Raw genomic sequence first — 18,235 nt, forward strand, 5'->3', positions numbered from 1 at the left:
ATGACCTCCGGAGCGATTCGCGACGTGATCATCGGCATCGACGCCGGGACGTCGGTGATCAAGGCGGTGGCCTTTTCGCGGGATGGCCGCCAGCTCGGGGATTTCGCGATTCCCAACAGCTACACCACCTTGCCGGGCGGCCGAGTCGAGCAGGACATGGAGCGGACCTGGACCGACACCGTTGCGGCCTTGCGCGGCCTCAGCGGCGCGCTGCCGAATCTGGCTCACCGGGTCGCCGCGATCGCTGTGACCGGGCAGGGCGATGGCACCTGGCTGATCGATGCGGATGGCCATCCCGTCGCGCCCGCGCTGCTGTGGCTCGACTCGCGTGCGGCAGGTTTCGTTGAAGCCTTCCGCGGCGGCGAGCGCAATGTCGCGCACTATCAGCGCACCGGATCGGGGCTCAACGCCTGCCAGCAGGGGGCGCAACTGGCCTGGCTGCAGGCCCATGACGAAGAGTTGCTGGGACGCGCGGGCACGGCGTTCCACTGCAAGGACTGGCTCTACTTCAAGCTGACCGGCGAGCGGGTCACCGATCCCTCCGAGGCGACGTTCTCCTGCGGTGATTTTCGCAAGCGCGGCTTCGACGGCGATGCCGCGCGTCTCATCGGCATCGCCGATGCCGCGCGCCTGTTTCCAGATGTCGTCGACGGTGTCGCGACGACGCATGGCTTGACGGCAACGGCTGCGGCCGAGACGGGCTTGCCCGACGGCGTGCCCGTGTCGCTCGGCTATGTCGACGTGATCTGCAATGCGCTCGGCGGTGGGCTGTATGACCCCACGCCGGAGGTCGGCTGCACCATCATCGGCTCGACCGGCATGCACATGCGGCTGGTGAACGGCGCCGATGCAGTCAGGCTGAATGCCGAGGCGACCGGTTATACGATGCCGTTCCCGGTGCCGGGCCATTATGCGCAGATGCAGTCGACCATGGCCGCGACCTTGAACATCGACTGGCTGCTCGATGTCGCGCGCGGGGTGCTCGCCATGGAAGGCATCGCGCGGTCGCGCAACGATCTGATCCGCCGGCTGGACGAGCGCGTGCTTGCGGCGAAATCGGGCGAGCTGCTGTATCATCCGTTCATTTCCGACGCCGGCGAACGCGGCCCCTTCGTGTCCCATGAAGCTTCTGCGCAACTGATCGGCCTGCGTATCGGTCACGGCTACTGGGATCTGATGCGTGCCGTGATGGAGGGACTGGCCTTCGCCGCACGCGACTGCTACGCGGCGATGGGACCGCTGCCGACGGAAATTCGCCTGACGGGGGGCGCGGCACGCAGCCGCGCGCTCGGCGCCATTCTTGGCGCGGCACTCGGCAGCACGATTCGAGTCTGCCGTCGCGAGGAGGCCGGCGCGTCGGGGGCGGCGATGATCGCCGCGGTCGCGACCGGGCTCTACTCGGACATGATGATCTGCGCGGAGGAGTGGGTGAGACCGTATCTGGATGAGCCGCAAGCGCCGGATGCGGCGCTGGCGGAACGTTATGCGCAGCTGTTCCCGGTCTATGTCGAGGCCCGCCTCGCGGCGCGGCCGGTCTGGAAGCAGCTCGCCGCACAACGCGCAGGTGCCGATCATGTCTAGCTCCATCGCCATCATCGGCGACCGCTTCATGCTGCCGTCGGTGTTCGCCGAGCGCATCACCGCCGTCTGCGGCGATGGCATCGACATCCGCATGCTCGAGCAGCCCTGGCCGGACGAGCCGATGGAGCATGGCTATGCCGGCTCCAAGCTCGACGGGCTGAAGGAGTTCATGGGCGACCCCGAAGAACTGGCGGACTTCATCGGCGAGGCGTCCCTGCTGGTGACGCATCTGGCTCCGATCTCGCGGGCGATGCTGCAGCGGTTGCCGAGCCTGAAATTCATCGCCGTGTCGCGCGGCGGCCCCGTCAACGTCGACATGCAGGCCGCGCGCGATCACGGCGTGTTGGTCGTCAACACGCCCGGCCGCAACGCGAGCGCGGTGGCCGAATTCACCATCGGCGCGATGCTCGCCGAGACCCGGTTGATCCGTAGCGGCCACGAGTCGATGCGGGGCGGGCAATGGCGCGGCGATCTCTACCGCGCCGACCGCACGGGACGCGAACTCGGCGAAATGACGGTCGGCATCGTCGGCTATGGCGCGATCGGCACTCGCGTGGTCAAGCTCTTGAAGGCGTTCGGCTGCAAGATCCTGGTGACCGACCCCTACGTCCAGCTCAGCGCTGAGGACCGCAACGACGGCGTCGAGCACGTCGCGCTCGCCGACCTCTTGGCGCGCGCCGACGTCGTCAGCCTGCATGCCCGCGTGACGCCGGAAACCACCGGCTTCATCGATCGCGATGCGCTGGCCCGGATCAAGCCCGGCGCGATCCTGATCAACACGGCGCGCGGGCCGCTGGTCGACTATCGCGCGCTCCATGACGCGCTCAGCTCGCAGCGACTGGCCGGTGCGATGCTCGATACGTTCGCCGTCGAGCCGGCGCCGCCGGACTGGCCGCTGTTGCAGCTTCCCAACGTCACGCTGACGCCGCACATCGCCGGCGCGTCCGTGCGCACCGTCACCTTTGCCGCCGACCAGGCGGCCGAAGAGGTTCGCCGCTATCTCGCCGGCGAGCCGCCGCTCAATCCCTGCTGACGACGAAAGGTTTTCGACATGAATCGCGAGGAACGGCTGATCCGCGAGAACATCATCGCCAAATGCCGATGGATGAATGCGTCGGGCTTGAACCAAGGCACCTCGGGCAACATCTCCGCCCGCTACAAGGACCGCATGCTGATCACGCCGTCGGCGACACCTTACGACTCGATGAAGCCGGAGATGATCGCCTCGATGCCGCTCGAGGGGGACTACGGTTCCTGGGAGGGGCCGTTGAAGCCCTCGACGGAATGGCGCTTTCATCTCGACATCATGCGCGGCCGTCCGGATGTCGGCGGCGTCGTTCACACGCATTCCACCTATGCCACCGTGCTCGCCATCGCGCGCAAGCCGATACCGGCGTGTCACTACATGATGGCGGCGTTCGGCGGCACCGAAATCCGCTGCGCCGGCTATGCGCGTTTCGGCACGGCCGAATTGTCCGAACTCGCGCTGGAGGCGCTGGAAGGCCGCAACGGCTGCCTGCTGGCCAATCACGGCATGATCGCGGTTGGTGCCAGTCTCGAGAAGGCGATGTGGCTCGCGGTCGAGCTCGAGACCATCGCCCGGCAATATTATCTGTCGCTCGCGCTCGGCCAGCCGCACATCCTGGGCGACGCCGAGATCGCCGAGACGTCGCAGGGGTTTTCGACCTACGGGCTGCAGGAGCCGAAGGCGAAAGCGGCGAAGCCGGCCAAGGCGACGGCAAAGGCGCGCGCCGCCGCGCGCGGCAAGCCAGAGAAGAAGCGCAGCAGCAAGCGATGAATGCGACGGTCTCACGCAGCGGAACCGATCACGGTCTGTTGGACCTCGCCGTGATCGGCGGCGGCATCAATGGCGCTGGTATCGCCCGTGATGCCGCCGGCCGCGGCCTGAAGGTGCTGTTGTGCGAGAAGGACGATTTCGCCGAGGGCACCTCGTCGCGATCGGGCAAGCTGATTCATGGCGGCTTGCGCTATCTGGAGTACTACGAATTCCGCCTGGTGCGCGAGGCCCTGATCGAGCGCGAGGTGCTGCTGGCCTCGGCGCCGCACATCATCTGGCCGATGCGCTTCGTGCTGCCGCACTCGCCGGAGCAGCGTCCCGCCTGGCTGGTGCGCGCCGGGCTGTTCCTCTACGACCATCTCGGCGGCCGCAAGCAGCTGCCAGCGAGCCGCAACGTCGATCTCGCGCATGAGCCGGAGGGCGCGCCGCTGCGCCCCGAATTCCGGCGCGGCTTCGAATATTCGGACTGCTGGGTCGACGATGCCAGGCTGGTGATCCTCAATCTCGTCGATGCCGCACGCAAGGGCGCGACGATCCTGCCGCGCACCCGCGCCGTGAGCGCACGGCGAGAGAATGGCGTCTGGCGGCTGGAGATGTGCTCCGAGAGCGGCGAGCTGCAGACCGTCAGCGCGCGGGCGCTGGTCAACGCCGCAGGTCCCTGGGTGCAGGACGTGGTGCAGGGCGTCGCCGGGCTCAACTCGGCGCACAATGTGCGGCTCGTGAAAGGCAGCCATCTCGTGGTGCCAAAATTCTGGAGCGGATCGCAGGCCTATCTGCTGCAGAACACAGATCGCCGCGTCATTTTCGTCAATCCTTATGAGACCGATCTGGCGCTGATCGGGACCACTGACATCGTGCATGACGGCCGCGCGGAAGACGTTGCGATCGACTGTGCCGAAGTCGACTATCTGCTCGCCGTGCTCGACCGCTATTTCCGGGCTGCGCCCGGCAAGGGGGATATCATTCACGCCTTCTCGGGGGTGCGGCCGCTCTATGACGACAACGCCGACAATCCGTCGGCGGTGACGCGCGACTACGCGTTCGAGGTACATGGTGCACCCGGGCAGCCGCCGCTGCTGTCGATCTTCGGCGGCAAGATCACGACGTTTCGCCGGCTTGCCGAACAAGCGATGGAGCGCCTCGCGCCATGGTTTCCGCAGCTGGCGTCGGCATGGACGGCGGGCGCGCGCCTTCCGGGCGGCGATCTCGGTGCGCCGTTCGATCAGTTCCTTGCTGATCTCGCCGGCGAGTATCCGGGATTGCCGCCGGCGGTGCTGGCACATTGTGCGCGGCTCTACGGCACCCGGGCGCGCGACCTGCTCGGAGCATCCCGCAACGTCGGCGATCTCGGCCGCCATTTCGGTTCCTCCTTTTATGAGCGCGAGCTCGTTTTTCTGCGCGAGCAGGAGTGGGCCGTCACGGCCGCCGACGTCCTCGACCGGCGCACCAAGCACGGCCTGCATCTGAGCCGTGCCGAGCGCGAGGCGTTCGAGCATCAGCTCTGACCGCGTCTTGACGCCTCGAGCCCTTCCGCGACCGCCGCAGCGCTTGGCGGGTGCCGATGACACGCCCCGGCAAACCGTGCTATCGAGCGCCCGCGATATGGATCGCGACGCGCCTGGAGACGCGGAATTCGGCACAATCCGGACCTTTCGCCGATGCTTGACGCGCCGATCGCTTCACAATCAAACCGCCCGACGACCTCCTGAATTCGACGCCATGCGGGACCAGATCAAAGCGAGAGCCGACCATCGGCGCGGTCCGCGGCAGGCAGGCATTGTCGACGCCTGGACCAGGGCCGCGTCCGGATCCTGGATGGATCGGCGCTGGACCCCCTGGATCATCGTGCTGAGCGGCCTCGTGCTGGCTCTGCTGTGTGATGCCTTCGTGGCGCACATGCTTTCCGTCAACTATCGGGAGACCTATCGGGCCACCGAGGCCGCCAACGGCGATCTTGCCCGCGCGCTCGAAGAATACATGTTGCGCAACATCCAGGGCGTCGACGTGCTCTTGAACACGACGATCGACAGTCTCAAGCAGGACCCATCGCTGCTCACCGCCGGCAATCCGGCCCTGATCGACGAGCTGAAGCGCAGGGTGGCGCCGTATCCAGCCGCGGGCGGCATCGTCGTGATTGATGCGGACGGCAACCTGCTCGGCGACAGCGCCGGCAACGGAGTTCCCGGCCGCGAGAACAATTTCGCCGATCGGGCCTATTACAAGGTCCAGCGCGATGACCCCGGCCGCGGCCTGTTCATCGACGTGCCGGTGGCCTCGCGTGTGAACAAGGGTCTGTTCATCGCGGTGAGCCGCGCCTTGATGATGCCGGGCGGACGTTTCGCCGGCGTGATCGTCGTGGCCGTCGACTACGAGAATCTGCGGCAGTTCTTTCTGTCGCTGAACGTCGGGCAGCGCGGAACGGTGACGCTCTATCGAGACGATGGCACGATCCTGCTGCGCTCGCCGCACGCCGACGATTTTGCCGGCCGCAACGTTCGGTCCAATCGTCTGTTCAGCCAATATCTCCCGCAGGCGCCTCACGGCAGCTTCGAGGGCAGCGGCATGACGGACGGCACGTCGCGGAGCATCAGCTATCGACGCGTCGCCGGCCTGCCGCTGGTGGTGACCGTGGCGCGCGATCCGGTCGAGTATCTGGCCGGCTGGAAACACAACGCGCTGTACTACAGCGCCATCGCCGCCGGGCTCAATCTGCTGATCTCGGGATTCGGCCTCGTCCTGGCGCGGCAATGGCGGCTGCGCGCGGCATCCGAGCAGGCGCTGCGCGACAATTTCGAGCAGCATCTGCTGGTCACGGAGAACGTGCCCGCGTTGATCGTCCAGGTCGGCGCCGACGGCGACATCCGCTACGCCAATCGTGTCGCACGCGAATGGTACGCGCAGCCGCCCACCGGAGCCGGCCGCAGCCGCAGGATCGACGACTACATCGATCCCGCGCGACGTGGCGAGGTGAGGCCGAAGATCGAGGCCGCGCTGGCCGGCCGCACCGCGGGCGGCGAGGAGAAGATCGCGTTTCCCGACGGCCGTGAACGCTGGTGCCAGACCATTCGGGTGCCGGATCGCAGCCAGGATGGCACGGTGCGCGGCTATTTCGTGCTGTCGGTCGACATCACCGAGCGCAAGCGCATCGAGGACGAATTGCGCCAGGCCCAGAAGATGGAGGCCGTCGGCCAGCTGGCCGGCGGCATCGCGCACGATTCCAACAACATGCTGGCGGCGACGCTCGGCAATCTGGATCTGCTGCTCGACGCCTTGCCGCCCGCCGATGTCTCCTGCCGCAGCATGGTCGAGCGGGCGATCGAGGCGGCGGAGCGGGTCGCCGATCTCAACCGGCGGCTGCTGGCCTTCGCCCGCAAGCAAGCGCTGCAGCCGCAGATCACCGACGTAAATCAGTTGGTCAGCGGGATGACGACGATCCTGCAGCGGACGCTCGGCGAGAACATCGAGATCGAATTGGCGCAGGATCCGATGCTGTGGCACTGCCTGATCGACCCGACGCAATTGCAGAACGCGCTGCTCAACCTGGCGCTCAACGCGCGCGATGCGATGGATGGCGGCGGTCGACTGACGATCACGACGACGAATGCCGTGCTCGACCAGCCGCTCGATGACGGCGACGAGCGCATCATGCCCGGGGACTACGTGACGATCGCGGTGTCGGACATGGGGGCCGGCATGCCGCCCGAGATCGCGCGCCGCGCCTTCGAGCCGTTCTTCACCACCAAGGAGTTCGGCAAGGGCAGCGGCCTCGGCCTCAGCATGGTCTATGGCTTTGCGCGGCAATCGGGAGGCACGGTGCTGATCGACAGCCGGGTGGCGGAGGGCACGTGCGTCACGCTGTATCTGCCGAGCGCGGGGCCGGGCGTCACCGGTCGCGCGCGCGCCGGCGCGGCGCGGCTGGCGCGGCCGCAGACTGGCGAACGGATCCTGGTCGTGGAGGACAATCCGCTGGTGGGCGCGATGGCATCGACCATGCTGACATCGATGGGCTACAGCCTGGTCGTCGTCACCAACGTGGCCGCGGCGATTGCCGAGCTGGAGCGGCCGGACCCGGTCGCGCTGCTGCTGACCGACATTCTCCTGCCGGATGCCCTGACCGGCATCGACCTGGCGCGCGAGGTGCGCCGCAGATGGCCCGATCTGCCCATCGTCTTCATGTCCGGCTTCGCCGACCCCTCGCTGGTGCCGGAGGAATTCCGGGCGACGACCAGGCTTCTCGCCAAGCCGTTCCGGCTGAGCCAATTGTCGGAGGCGATCGTGTCGGCCTTGTCCGGCAGGACAGCGACGTGAGTCCGCAGCGATCATGCGGTGAGCGATCCCTCGTTTGCCCCGATCCACAGCGCCGTCCGGGCGAGCCGTCTCCGCCTCGCGGCGCGTGATGCGTCCGAGCTGTGCCGGTGGTTTCGCCCTCTCGACAACGAGGGCGCAGGGAATGCCGGGCGCTGGCCGCACCCATGGCCCGCCAGCGGAAAAAATGCTGGCGGCAGGAACCACAGGTTCAGCCGAGACATCCCGGCATTCCCCGCGCGATGGTTGGGCGGCTTATACGTCCTCTCCCCGGGGACCGGCTGTCTTGCCCCCGTCACCCGCGCAACGCGAACGCGTTGTCACGAGCTTGGCCTCAGCACCGGGAGGCCAGGACCCTACGATTTCGCCGGCGCAACGGCTTCGTTCGTCCGCATGACCTTCGTCACGCTGCGAGCCGCTGCGCCCACCGCATCCCACCCCGCGTGCCGTGACGATCGCGATACGCCCCTCGTGCCGAGGCGGGACGGGGAGATACAATCATGATTTCCGATAAAGCGAAACAGGAATATTTTCCGCGTGGGGACTGGACAGGGGTGATGTGATTGAGCCGGCGGATGAAAAGAGAATTTCGGCGCAGGCTGTTTCGGCCTTGCGACCGTTCCCGGGAACCCGAAAGCTTCGATCACAAACCCGGGTCGGCACACGGGACGTTCCCGGCCATGTTCTTTCTTGCGTGTATTGCTGCCCTAGAGCCCAAAGGAGTAGCATTGAGGAACTCTAAGCGCTGGGGGCGCGTGATGAGAAGATGGCTGATCATCTGGTCGCTGTACGCCGGGATGATGGGATTTGCACTTGGAGCAAGTTTCTTCTTCGGCATATATGGTCGTAACGTGACAGAAAGCGGCATAGCTGCCAACCATGAACAGTACTCTGCCGAAGAAGGCGCCAAGTCCAAGAAGGAAGAGACTGACGAAGCGCTTGCTTACTACACGCTCTGGCTTATGGCATTCACTGGAGTTCTGGCCTTCGCTACGGTCGGGCTGGGCATAGCCACCGTGCTCCTGTACGACACTGGCGAAAAGCAATTTCGATTCGCTATCCGCACTAGTGTCAAGCAGTCGCGGGACATGAAGGCTTCGATAGCTGCCGCTGACCGGTCCGCTGCTGCGGCCGAGCGCGCACTGACTGATTTAGAAAGGCCCTGGATTTTCGTCCACTTGTCGCCCCATCTTGTGGACAGGAAAGCCCCACCAGAATTCAAAATTCCTCCCGTTGCCGTATTTCAGATTGGCAACCATGGACGAATGCCAGCTATCATCAGAACTTGCTACATAGCCTTGGAGGGGCTTCCTCAAACTGAGCCTTCCGCGGGGCTGTTGCGTGATGAATTTCACATGTCGATCGGACCGCAAGAAAGGTCCGAAAAGCTTCCCATCGATTGCCCCGGCGGATTGGCTGAGTATGGCGTGGTAGTCGATTTGATTTCGGAGCAACTTCATCCGGTTCCCGAACTGAAACAAACCGAGAATTTCTTTTTCTACATCGTCATCGAGTACGTCGATGTGCGAGGGAAAGTGTACAAATCTAGCTTCTGCTGGCGCTTCGACTTGGGCGTGAATTATTGGGTCGAATTTGGCGGCCCTAGATTCAACTATCTGACCTAGAACTCCCGCTGCAGTCAGGCCCCCGTGAGGCTGCATGGTCGCGTCATAGAGATCAAATTCCCTCGCTTCGGAAGCCGAGTTTCAGCTTCGGATCGACGGTGCCACGCGACGTCTTGAGGGCGGTTGCAAACGGGTCTTCTTTCAGGCCAGCGATCGGCGCTGCCCCGACGGGGTAGAGATAAACTTCAATGATCGGTTGACGCTTGGCCGATCCCCCTGCGGAACGTGCTCGCTTGGCAAGGCGGGCGCTCTCGTCTGCCTCGCGGTTCGGCGGATTTTTGTCTGGAGTCTTGGGCTTACGCATTGGCTCTCGCCATCGCCGAAGCTTGCGTGTTGCAGATGATGGTACGGCGCAGACTCAAGTTCAGCACCGGTCAGGCATCGCACTTCACTCCACCGCATCCTTCTTCGCAATCCGGTGCAACTGCTCGAACAGATCGGCCTGCTCGCTGGTGCACAGACACACGCCCTGCGCGGAGTCCGTCTCGCCGGCGTTGAGGTAGGCGTGGCCCATGGTGCTGTCGAGATACATGCCGTCGCCTTCGTGCAGGGTCTCGGGCGCGTAGAACTCGGTGTGCACGGCGATGGTGCCGCGGGTCACCAGGAAGTATTCCTCGCCGCTGTGGCGGAGCAGGGGGCCGAACTCCTCGAGCGTGCGGGCGCGCACCTCGGCGATCATCGGCACCATGCGCTTTCCGATCAGGTCGGTGCATTGATAGGTGTAGGTGTAGAACCTGGTGTTGACGATCTGGCCCTGGCCGGCGCGGCTGACGCTGCGGCGGGCGGTCACCGGGCGACCCGCCTCGGGACGCGGCGAAGCAGGGCTGAACAGCTCGGCAATGTCCATCTGCAGGCCCGAGGTGAGCTGCAGCAGCTTGTCATAGGTCAGCGACATCAGGCCGTTTTCGACCTTGGACAGGGTCGACAGCGCCATGCCGGTCTTTTCGGCGACCTGCTTCAGGGTCAGCCCGCGCGCCTGCCGGGCCGCCTTCAGGCACTGGCCGAGCTGGGAGTGGGGGGCTTCGGCTGAAACGCTGATGGCAGTGTCTGTCAAAGCGATCTCCGGAAAATCCGTTAGCGGATCAGGCGTGCCGATGGCCGGGGCAGGCCGACAATCTCGCCCCAAAGAACAACATATTCAATTGGGTGCCCCGATGTCCGAAGGTCATGCGTGGACAGCGGTGGAACAATGCGTTTTCGGGTCGTGCATTCGATTTCCTATATGCTAAATAGTTTTCCGAAACGGAAAAGAGAAGCCCGTGGAATCGATTTGCGACAAGACCGCCGTCGAGCTGGTCAACCTCCTGAAAACAAAGGCGATCTCGCCGGTTGCGCTGCTCGAATCGTGTCTGAACCGGATCGCGGCGGTGAATCCGGCCGTCAACGCGGTGGTGACCCTGGACGAGCCGGCTGCCCGCTCGGCGGCCAAGGCCGCCGAGGCCGAGATCGTGAGGGGCGAGGACCGGGGGGCGCTGCACGGCCTGCCGGTCCTGATCAAGGACACCCAGGACACCGCCGGGATGCGCTCCACCTATGGCAGCCCGATCCTGGCCGACAATGTCCCGGCCGTCGACCAGGCCTCGGTGGGCCGGCTGCGCGCTGCCGGCGCGATCATCTTCGGCAAGACCAACACGCCGGAATGGGCGGCGGGCGGCAACACCCGCAATCCCGTGTTCGGCGCCACCGGCAACCCGTTCGATCCGATGCGCTCGGCCGCCGGCTCCTCCGGCGGCTCGGCGGTCGCGCTCGCTTGCGGCATGGCCCCGCTGGCCTCCGGCTCGGACACCGGCGGCTCCCTTCGCAATCCGGCCGGCTTCTCCGGCATCGTCGGCATGCGACCGTCCTACGGCCTCGTCGCCAGCGAGAAGCGCGCCCATGGCTGGTCGTGCCTGTCGACCGATGGGCCGATGGCGCGCGATGTCGCCGATACCGCGCTGATGCTGTCGGTGATGGCGAGCGACGATGCGCGCGATCCGCTCGCCTACACCTTGCCGGGCGAAGCCGTGCGCGGCGCGCCATCGCGCTGGGCGGTGCCGCCGGTGGTCGAACTCAAGACGCTCAGGCTCGCCTTCACCGAGGATTTCGGCTTTGCGCCGACGGAAGCGCTGATCCGCCGCGCCTTCCGCGCGCGCGTGTCGCGCATCGCGCCGCTGTTTGCTGACGCGCACGAGAGCGCGCCCGATTGCAGCGGCGCCGACGAGACCTTCGCGGTGCTGCGCGCCTCGCTGTTCCTCACCCAGCACGGCAAGAATTTTCGCGAGCGGCCCGACATGCTGGGGCCGAACGTGCGCGCCAATGTCGAGGAGGGGCTCGGCTACAGCCTCGACGATTTTTCGCGCGCGAGCGCCAACCAGACCCGCATCTACCGCGCCTATCAGGGCTTCTTCGCAAGCCACGACGTGCTGATCAGTCCGACCATCACCTTGAGCCCGCGGCCGTGGGTCGAGCTGTATCCGGCCGAGATCGACGGCGTGCCGACACGCTCCTACTTCCACTGGCTGGCGCTCGCTTATGCGGTGACGCTCGCCGGCCATCCCGCGCTCAGCCTGCCGCTCGGCCTCGACGACAACGGCCTGCCGTTCGGTCTGCAGATCGTAGGTCCCCGCGGCGGCGATGCGCTGGTGCTCGGCGTCGCCGCGGCGCTGGAGGCCGCCTTTGCCGATGACGCCGAGCTGCGCCGTCCCCGGCCGGACCTCGCCAGGCTCGCGTCGCTGCCGCCGCTGGCGCAGACGCCGGGCTTCATGGCGTGGGATTGAGACCGGCCATCATGATCAATACATCCTGGAGCGACTAACGATGTCCGACGTCCCCTCATGGCCGTTTTCGCTGGTGCGCCGCGCCGGCGGCCTGGTGTTCCTGTCCGGCGAAATCCCGGTTGCGGATGACGGTAGCATTCCCGAAGGCATCGCGGCGCAGACCGATCTCGTCTTCAAGCACATCTCGGAGACGCTTGCCGGCGAAGGCCTGACGCTCGACGACGTCGTGTCCTGCATGGTGCACCTCGCCGACAAGGCGGACTTCGCCGCCTACAACGAGGCCTATCGCAGGCACTTCAAGGACCCGCTGCCGGTGCGCACCACGGTGCAGGCGCAGATGATGGCGGATGTGAAGATCGAGGTCACCGTCGTCGCGGCGGCGCGGACCTGAGATAGGAGTGATGACGATGCAAAGCGCGATCGTTCTCGGTGGCGGCATGGTCGGTGTCGGCACGGCGCTGCACCTGCAGAGCCGCGGCTGGTCAGTGGCGCTGGTCGACCGCAGGGAGCCAGGCCGCGAGACCAGCTACGGCAATGCCGGCATCATCCAGAGCGAGGCCGTCAGGCCCTACGCGATGCCCTATGATCTCGCCGGCGTGCTCGACATTGCGCTCGCGCGCACCAACGACGTGCACTACAGCCTCGCGGCGTTGCCCTATCACGTGCGCCCGCTGCTGCAATACTGGTGGAATTCGTTCCCCGCCCGGCACGAGGTGCTGACGCGGACCTATGCGCAACTGATCGCACGCGCCGCGCCCGAGCACGAGCCGCTGATTCTCGCGGCCGGGGCCGGCAATCTCGTGCGCCGTGACGGCTTTCGCGTGCTGCACCGGACGCAGGCGCAGTTCGACAAGGAGGCCAGGGAGGCCGAGGCGGTCGGCAAGGCGTTCGGCGTCAAGTTCAAGCTGCTCAGCGCCCAGCAGCTCAAGCAGGCCGAGCCCGGGCTGATCGACAGCGGCATCGGCGGCCTGCACTGGCAGGAGCCGTGGACCGTGTCCGACCCCGGCAGCCTCGTCGGCTCCTATGCCGAGCTGTTCACGCGGCGCGGCGGCAAGCTGCTGCGCGGCGACGCGACCACGCTCGCACAGGCGGGCAGCGGCTGGGCCGTCACCACGGCGGAGGGACGCATCGAGGCCGAGGCCGTGGTGGTCGCGCTCGGACCGTGGTCGCCGGAGTTCCTGAAGCAGTTCGGCTACGACATCCCGATGGTGCGCAAGCGCGGCTATCACCGTCACTACAGCGGCGGCGCCCCGCTCGATCTGCCGTTGCGCGATGCGGCGCGCGGCTATCTGATGAACCCGATGGCGCTCGGCGTGCGCATCACGACCGGCGCCGAGCTGTCATCGCCGAATGCGAAGGCGACCCCGGTTCAGCTCGGCAAGGCCGAGGCTGCCGCGCGCCAGCTCATCGACCTCGGCAAGCCGGTGGAGCCCGAGCCGTGGATCGGCACGCGGCCGTGCATGCCCGACATGCTGCCGGTCGTCGGCCAGGCGGCGCGTCACAAGGGCCTGTGGCTGCATTTCGGCCACGGCCACCAGGGCTTCACGCTGGGGCCCGCGACGGGACGCATCCTCGCCGAGCTGATGAGCGGCGAAGCGCCGAGCGTCGACGTCGCCGCCTGCGCGCCGGCGCGATTCGGCGCATAGCTGCGAGAGCTGCTGCAGCCCTGCAATTGCAGGCTGCAGCGGCGCTCTCCGGGCAGTCCCTTGTTTACCAAGCGGGCCTGTTCTGGCGCTGCAAAATTTCCACTTCACGAATTCGCAAGCCCGCTCTCCTAGGGTGACGCCGGTTGAACCAGGACGCGGGGGCGAAACGCGTTTCGTGAGTTCTGTCGTCGGCCAGTGATCCGAACATCATGTGGGGGAGCAGATGAACTTCACGGGCCTCGTGTACCGCTTCATCTCGAATTTCGTATTTCTCGCGGCCGTCTATCTCAGCCTGAACTACATCGAGAAGTACCAGAACCGCGCCGTCCTGGCGCTCGTGGTGCTGATCTATGCCGGCATGCGCGCCGTCACGGTGGTGCGCACCTTCCATTTCTTCGGACGGATCGAGAAGATGGAATCGGACGTCCGCCGGCTGGCCGGCATGCTCGGCGACGGGCCGGTGGGGCAGGTGGTCAGCAGGCAGGTGGTGTCCGACGTCGGATCGCTGCGCAAGGACGGCGAGAAGAAATCCTACATCGACCTGTTCTTCCTGGCCGCCGCCGTCATCCTCTGCGTCAGCAAGCTGGTCTCGAATTGATCGGTCGCACCGCGATCGGTGTGCATCAGGCCGATCGCCGCGATATCGAGTTCGAGCAGCCGAAGGCGAGGGCGAGCGAATCGTGCCGCATCCCCGCGTGCAACATCTGCGAATGTTCAGCGCCGCCTGAGGCTCGCGAGGCGCAGCGGACGCGGCGCCGGCTTGGCAGTCGCCGCCTTCGGGGCCGGGCTCTCGAGCCGGGCGAGCTGATGCCGCTGCGCCGACAGCGGCGCGACAGGCGGCCATGCGAACAGATTGGGCGCCGGCGCTGCCAAGGCCGGCGCTGCAAGGCGCGGCGCGAGCGGCGGACGCGGCCATGCCGGCTTCTGGGCGCCGTGCGTGACGGCCGCGGGCACGTCGAGAATGCCGAAATCGTCTAGCCTGGCGCGGGCGCGTGTTTCGGCGCCGGCGAGATCGACGGGCGCGATCCTGGGCCAATGCGCCACCGGGGTCTCGTCCGACGGACGATGCACCAGCCAATCCTCGGGCTCGGTCGGCGTCGCCGGCCGGTCCGGCGTTGCCGCCACGACGTGCACGATCTTGTAGTTCTTGGCCTTGAGTTCGGCGAGGATCTTCGGCAGCGCCGTGACGGTGCGGGCCTGGATGTCGTGCAGCAGCAGGATGCCCTTGCCGCGCGCCTCCAGCCGCTTCATCGCGAGCTCGTAGACCTTGGCGCCGGAAATGCTGCGCCAGTCGTCGGCCAGGAAATCGGCGCTCCAGACCTGCAGGCCGAGCGAGGCGGCGTAGCTCTCCACGGCGTCACCGCGCAGCAGGCCGGGCACGCGGAAGAACGGCGACAGCGCGGAGGGATCGGTGAGCGCGGCCTTCGTCCAGGCGACGCCCTGATCGACCTCCGGCTGGACCTGTTCGAGCGTCATCTTGTTGAAGCTCAGCGGATGGTTCTGGCTGTGGGTGCCGATGGTGTGGCCGGCGGCCGCGAGCTTCCTCACGCCCTCGGGATCGGCCTTGGCCTGGCGGCCGATGGTGAAGAACGTCGCCTTGACGCATTGGTCGGCGAGAATCTGCAGCACCCGATTGCTGTATTTCGGCAGCGGCCCGTCGTCGAAGGTGATGACGACCTCGTGATCCTTGAGCGGCAGCGTCTCCTTGTACTGCATCGCGCCCAGGCGCGGATGCTCGCGCGGATCGACCACCAGGACGCGCGACGTGCCGAGCGCGTTCGGGTGTCCGGGACAATCGGCCGCCGATGCGACTGACGATCCGACACTGGAGGCGACGCAGGCGACGGTGCCCAACAGCACTGCGAGCCATGTTGGCCGTCCGACGCAAGCCCACCGACGATCACGCATCACGCTGCTCACATTCCCTTCACCGTCCCGGCCCCTTCGGTCAGGGTCTTCGACGCTCGATGATGTGTCGCAGCCGCGCGGGACGGGCAAGCGACCGCCAAGACATAGCAGGGATGTTCGGCTGTCGCGAGATGACATCGTTCCTGGTTCCGGTTTGCACGCGGCTGTTGCCGGATTGCAAGCGGTAGAAATCGCCGTGATCACGGCAGTCGAGCGTAGACAGGGGTCCTGAACGACGGATTAACCACCTTCGTTCGGCGTCGTCGGCGCGGGTGAAGGGCGCTCGCTATGCTGCTCGTGATGCACATCCGCCGGCTGCTTCGGAACCACATGGACCACGCGATAGCCGTGGTTCTTCAGGTAGCGCAGGAACGCGGGCAGCATGGCGACCGTGCGCGGCTGCGGATCGTGCAGCAGGATGATGCCCTTGCGCGCCTGGCTCAGCCGGGTGGTCAGCAGCTTCAGCGTCTGCTGCGGTGACATCGGGTTCCAGTCGCTGGCCCAGAGATCGGCGCCGAACACGACGATGCCGCGCGACTGCAGCAGGTCGAGCGTCGCCGGTGTCGATTCGAAATAGGGAAAGCGGAAGAATGGCGTCGACGGCGTGGTCGTCTCCGCGCCGTTGAGCGCCTTCTCGTCGGCGCCGATGCCGCGATCGATCTCATCGACGGCCTGTCCCGGCGTGATGTGCGCGAGATTCGCATGCGTGAAGGTGTGATGGCCTATGGTGTGGCCTTCGGCCGCGATCTTCCGCACCAGCGCGGCGCGGCGCGACGCAGGCTCGCCGACCAGGAAGAAGGTCGCGCGCACGCATTCCCTGGCGAGTGCGGCGAGCACCTTGTCGGTCATCGGCGGCGACGGGCCGTCGTCGAAGGTCAGCACCACCTCGCCGTCGTGCAGCGGCAGCGTGTCCGGGAAGCTCTTCAGGCCGACGCGCGGATGTGTCGCGGGATCGACGGTGAGAATGCGCGACGTGCCGAGCGTACCTTCGCGCGGGCATGCGGCGGGCGCAGCTGCGGCGACGTCAGCCGCAAGCAGCGCCGCCACGACGCAGGCCGCGTTTACCCATCCCGTCATCGGTCGCCAAAGCCGCATCTTTTCCCGTTGCGCTCGCTGTTGCCGATTATGTAATGCGTGAAAGCACAAATCAGACCATTTGCTCTGAAATCAAGCGCGTGAGGCACGTCATGAACGAGACATCGGACGTTGCCCATGCTGATGCTACTCTACGCGATCGCGCGCCGATGCGCACCGAATCCGGCGAGATTCGCGCCGAATTCATCGCGGCCATCACGGCGGCTATCGCCGCCGAGGACGAGGCGTTTCTGCGCGCCGAGGTCGCCGAGCTGCACGAGGCCGATCTCGGCGACCTGATCGCGGCGCTCGCGCCGGACGACCGTGTCCGGCTGGTCGAGCTGACCGGCACCGATTTCGACTTCTCCGCGCTGAACGAGGTCGACGACGCGGTCCGCGAGGAGATCCTCGAGGAGCTCGAGCCTGCGACCGTCGCCGAGGGCGTGCGCGAGCTCGAATCCGACGACGCCGTCGAGCTGTTGGAAAGCCTCGACGAGGAGGACAAGGAGGAGATCCTCGAACGCCTGCCGCCGTCGGAGCGCGACGCGCTGGCGCGCAGCCTCGACTATCCCGAGGGCTCGGCCGGCCGCCGCATGCAGAGCGAGGTCATCGCGGTTCCACTGGGCTGGACGGTCGGCGAGGCCATCGACTACATGCGCGAGACGCCGGATCTGCCCGAGCGGTTCTACGAGATCTATGCGGTCGACGACGCACGGCATTGGCAGGGCGCGGTGTCGCTCGATGCGCTGCTGCGCGCCCGCCGTCCGGTTCCGCTGGCCGATCTGATCGACGAGGACCGCCGTCGCGTCACCGTCACCGACGATCTGGCCGAGGTGGCGCGGCTGTTCGGCAAGTACAATCTGGTCGCGGCCCCCGTGGTCGATGCCGATAACCGGCTGGCCGGCGTCATCACCATCGACGACGTGGTTGACGTCATCGAGGAGGAGGCCGACGAGGATTTCAAGGCGCTCGGCGGCGTGTCGGGCGACGAGGAATTGTCCGACAGCGTCTGGACCATCGCCAAGGGCCGCTTCAACTGGCTGCTGATCAATCTCGCCACCGCGTTCCTGGCGTCATCGGTGCTCGGCCTGTTCGAGGGCCAGTTGCAGCAGATGGTGGCGCTCGCCGTGCTCGCGCCGATCGTCGCCAGCCAGGGCGGCAATGCCGCGACCCAGACCATGACGGTCGCGGTGCGCGCGCTGGCGACGCGCGAGCTCGGGCCGAACAATGCGATGCGGGTCGTGATCCGCGAGGGGCTGGTCGGGCTCGTCAATGGTCTGGCCTTCGCGCTCGTCACCGGCATCGCCGCCGTGGCGTGGTTCAAGATGCCCGGGCTCGGCATCGTGATCGGGCTTGCGATGATCTCGAATCTCGTCGCGGGTGCGCTCGGCGGCATCCTGATTCCGATGGTGCTCGAACGCGTCCGCGCCGACCCGGCCGTCGCCTCGGGAACCTTCGTCACGACGGTGACCGACGTCGTCGGTTTCTTCTCGTTTCTCGGCATCGCCACGCTGTGGTTCGGCTTGAAATAAGCGCAATCCC

The 18,235-nt window shown here is 66.4% G+C and carries 15 protein-coding genes; 11 read left to right on the forward strand and 4 right to left on the reverse strand.

The genetic code is table 11. From position 1 onward, the window contains the following. The 6 genes from QX135_RS25890 (at window position 1) to QX135_RS25915 (ending at window position 9,309) form a co-directional block, all read left to right on the forward strand. Entirely contained in the window at window positions 1-1,581 is a 1,581-nt protein-coding gene (locus QX135_RS25890) for an FGGY-family carbohydrate kinase (RefSeq protein ID WP_316180987.1), read from the forward strand. Beyond that, complete coding sequence (locus tag QX135_RS25895; protein WP_316180985.1) at window positions 1,574-2,614, forward strand: 2-hydroxyacid dehydrogenase; 1,041 nt, start codon at window positions 1,574-1,576, stop codon at window positions 2,612-2,614. Before QX135_RS25890 ends, QX135_RS25895 begins: the two co-directional genes overlap by 8 nt. Before the next feature lie 18 nt (window positions 2,615-2,632). Next, window positions 2,633-3,379 (forward strand): class II aldolase/adducin family protein, encoded by a 747-nt coding sequence (locus QX135_RS25900; protein ID WP_316180984.1) that lies wholly within the window; start codon window positions 2,633-2,635, stop codon window positions 3,377-3,379. Continuing rightward, the gene (locus QX135_RS25905) at window positions 3,376-4,884 is read left to right on the forward strand and encodes a glycerol-3-phosphate dehydrogenase (protein WP_316180983.1); all 1,509 of its coding nucleotides are present in this window, start codon (window positions 3,376-3,378) and stop codon (window positions 4,882-4,884) included. Before QX135_RS25900 ends, QX135_RS25905 begins: the two co-directional genes overlap by 4 nt. Before the next feature lie 310 nt (window positions 4,885-5,194). Next, on the forward strand, window positions 5,195-7,687 hold the full coding sequence (locus QX135_RS25910; RefSeq protein ID WP_316180982.1) for a hybrid sensor histidine kinase/response regulator: 2,493 nt from the start codon (window positions 5,195-5,197) through the stop codon (window positions 7,685-7,687). Between the two features lie 755 nt (window positions 7,688-8,442). Next, window positions 8,443-9,309: a hypothetical protein gene (locus QX135_RS25915; protein WP_316180980.1), complete on the forward strand. Its 867-nt coding sequence runs from the start codon at window positions 8,443-8,445 to the stop codon at window positions 9,307-9,309. A gap of 52 nt (window positions 9,310-9,361) precedes the next feature. Here QX135_RS25915 and QX135_RS25920 read toward each other — a convergent pair whose 3' ends face one another. Together QX135_RS25920 and QX135_RS25925 are read right to left on the reverse strand one after the other, a co-directional pair. After that, window positions 9,362-9,613: a hypothetical protein gene (locus tag QX135_RS25920; protein WP_316180978.1), complete on the reverse strand. Its 252-nt coding sequence runs from the start codon at window positions 9,611-9,613 to the stop codon at window positions 9,362-9,364. 84 nt (window positions 9,614-9,697) lie between these two features. Beyond that, window positions 9,698-10,363, reverse strand: a complete 666-nt coding sequence (locus QX135_RS25925) for an XRE family transcriptional regulator (RefSeq protein WP_316180977.1) — start codon at window positions 10,361-10,363, stop codon at window positions 9,698-9,700. Window positions 10,364-10,568: 205 nt separating this feature from the next. Between QX135_RS25925 and QX135_RS25930 the strand changes: the two genes are divergently transcribed. The 4 genes from QX135_RS25930 (at window position 10,569) to QX135_RS25945 (ending at window position 14,309) form a co-directional block, all read left to right on the forward strand. Further along, entirely contained in the window at window positions 10,569-12,065 is a 1,497-nt protein-coding gene (locus QX135_RS25930; protein ID WP_316180975.1) for an amidase, read from the forward strand. A 40-nt stretch (window positions 12,066-12,105) separates the two neighbouring features. Continuing rightward, complete coding sequence (locus tag QX135_RS25935) at window positions 12,106-12,456, forward strand: RidA family protein (protein ID WP_316180973.1); 351 nt, start codon at window positions 12,106-12,108, stop codon at window positions 12,454-12,456. A gap of 16 nt (window positions 12,457-12,472) precedes the next feature. Further along, window positions 12,473-13,711 (forward strand): FAD-binding oxidoreductase, encoded by a 1,239-nt coding sequence (locus tag QX135_RS25940; RefSeq protein ID WP_315773107.1) that lies wholly within the window; start codon window positions 12,473-12,475, stop codon window positions 13,709-13,711. Between the two features lie 223 nt (window positions 13,712-13,934). Further along, window positions 13,935-14,309 (forward strand): hypothetical protein, encoded by a 375-nt coding sequence (locus QX135_RS25945; RefSeq protein ID WP_315740348.1) that lies wholly within the window; start codon window positions 13,935-13,937, stop codon window positions 14,307-14,309. Window positions 14,310-14,425: 116 nt separating this feature from the next. Here QX135_RS25945 and QX135_RS25950 read toward each other — a convergent pair whose 3' ends face one another. Together QX135_RS25950 and QX135_RS25955 are read right to left on the reverse strand one after the other, a co-directional pair. After that, the gene (locus QX135_RS25950; RefSeq protein WP_316180970.1) at window positions 14,426-15,619 is read right to left on the reverse strand and encodes a polysaccharide deacetylase family protein; all 1,194 of its coding nucleotides are present in this window, start codon (window positions 15,617-15,619) and stop codon (window positions 14,426-14,428) included. 240 nt (window positions 15,620-15,859) lie between these two features. Then, on the reverse strand, window positions 15,860-16,696 hold the full coding sequence (locus QX135_RS25955; RefSeq protein ID WP_315797976.1) for a polysaccharide deacetylase family protein: 837 nt from the start codon (window positions 16,694-16,696) through the stop codon (window positions 15,860-15,862). A gap of 110 nt (window positions 16,697-16,806) precedes the next feature. Between QX135_RS25955 and mgtE the strand changes: the two genes are divergently transcribed. After that, window positions 16,807-18,225, forward strand: coding sequence for a magnesium transporter (gene mgtE / locus QX135_RS25960; RefSeq protein ID WP_315754474.1), 1,419 nt, complete (start codon window positions 16,807-16,809; stop codon window positions 18,223-18,225). Window positions 18,226-18,235: the final 10 nt, after the last annotated feature.

This window comes from Bradyrhizobium sp. SZCCHNR1098 (genome assembly GCF_032489375.1).
GTDB lineage: Bacteria > Pseudomonadota > Alphaproteobacteria > Rhizobiales > Xanthobacteraceae > Bradyrhizobium.

Coding starts and splice junctions, on each gene's coding strand:
- QX135_RS25890 (WP_316180987.1), top strand. CDS start 1: ATGACCTCCGGAGCGATTCGCGACGTGATCATCGGCATCGACGCCGGG.
- QX135_RS25895 (WP_316180985.1), top strand. CDS start 1,574: ATGTCTAGCTCCATCGCCATCATCGGCGACCGCTTCATGCTGCCGTCG.
- QX135_RS25900 (WP_316180984.1), top strand. CDS start 2,633: ATGAATCGCGAGGAACGGCTGATCCGCGAGAACATCATCGCCAAATGC.
- QX135_RS25905 (WP_316180983.1), top strand. CDS start 3,376: ATGAATGCGACGGTCTCACGCAGCGGAACCGATCACGGTCTGTTGGAC.
- QX135_RS25910 (WP_316180982.1), top strand. CDS start 5,195: ATGGATCGGCGCTGGACCCCCTGGATCATCGTGCTGAGCGGCCTCGTG.
- QX135_RS25915 (WP_316180980.1), top strand. CDS start 8,443: ATGAGAAGATGGCTGATCATCTGGTCGCTGTACGCCGGGATGATGGGA.
- QX135_RS25920 (WP_316180978.1), bottom strand. CDS start 9,613: ATGCGTAAGCCCAAGACTCCAGACAAAAATCCGCCGAACCGCGAGGCA.
- QX135_RS25935 (WP_316180973.1), top strand. CDS start 12,106: ATGTCCGACGTCCCCTCATGGCCGTTTTCGCTGGTGCGCCGCGCCGGC.
- QX135_RS25940 (WP_315773107.1), top strand. CDS start 12,473: ATGCAAAGCGCGATCGTTCTCGGTGGCGGCATGGTCGGTGTCGGCACG.
- QX135_RS25945 (WP_315740348.1), top strand. CDS start 13,935: ATGAACTTCACGGGCCTCGTGTACCGCTTCATCTCGAATTTCGTATTT.
- QX135_RS25950 (WP_316180970.1), bottom strand. CDS start 15,619: ATGCGTGATCGTCGGTGGGCTTGCGTCGGACGGCCAACATGGCTCGCA.
- QX135_RS25955 (WP_315797976.1), bottom strand. CDS start 16,696: ATGACGGGATGGGTAAACGCGGCCTGCGTCGTGGCGGCGCTGCTTGCG.
- mgtE (WP_315754474.1), top strand. CDS start 16,807: ATGAACGAGACATCGGACGTTGCCCATGCTGATGCTACTCTACGCGAT.